This window comes from Microvirga sp. Mcv34, assembly GCF_024519725.1.
Lineage (GTDB): Bacteria > Pseudomonadota > Alphaproteobacteria > Rhizobiales > Beijerinckiaceae > Microvirga.
Genome location: NZ_JALJRK010000270.1, coordinates 1 through 716, shown reverse-complemented (window position 1 = coordinate 716; position 716 = coordinate 1). Strand labels below are relative to the sequence as shown.

The 716-nt window shown below is 64.5% G+C and carries 1 pseudogene; it reads right to left on the bottom strand.

The annotated features are described in order from the left end of the window. Positions 1-636: pseudogene (locus OC446_RS30570) on the bottom strand (DDE-type integrase/transposase/recombinase); the annotation flags it as partial. Between the last annotated feature and the right edge of the window lie 80 nt (positions 637-716).

The window sequence follows — 716 nt, the reverse complement described above, 5'->3', positions numbered from 1 at the left end:
AAGCCATCGGCGGTGAAGCAGGATCCTCTGTCCGTCAGGACGTGCGTGACCTTGAACGGGAAGGCGCGGACCGCCTCGTTCAGGAAAGCGACCGCACTGGTGGTCAGCTCGTCGTCGTAGACGGCCAGGTGCACGAAGCCGCGAGCAGCGGTCGATGGCCACATAGAGAAAGCGCTTGCGGCGCTCACCGTTGGCGGTCTGCAGCTTCGGCAGGTGCTTGATGTCCATGTGGATGAAGCCGAGGTCGTAGTCCTTGAACGTGCCGATCTTGCGCTTGCGCTGCTGCGCCGGCGGCAGGCGGCCCAAGCCTTCAGCTTTGAGGATGCGGTAGACCGCATCGCGGTTGAGATGCGGCAGGAAGTGGCTGACGATGAAGGTGAGATCATCGAGCGGAAAGCCGGTGGCCTGGCGCAGGGCACAGACGATGGCCCGCTCTTCCTCGGTGGCTTTCCAGGGCAGTTTGTGCGGCCGGCTGGAGTGATCCTGGCAGTCCTGTGCGCCGCGTTTGCGCCACTTGCGGATGGTCTCGGTGCTCACGCTGAAGCGTTTCGCCAGCACGCCCGTGGGCTCGGTCGAGCGGGCGATCTCCTGACGGACAGCCGGGGTGGTGCGGGCTTGCGGATGAAGAGAGTGCATCAGATCCTCCACCAGGCACGTGGCGGGCGTCGCGAGCCATCGAAGCGCCAAGTATAGTTCTCAATCGCCCAACGCACCCG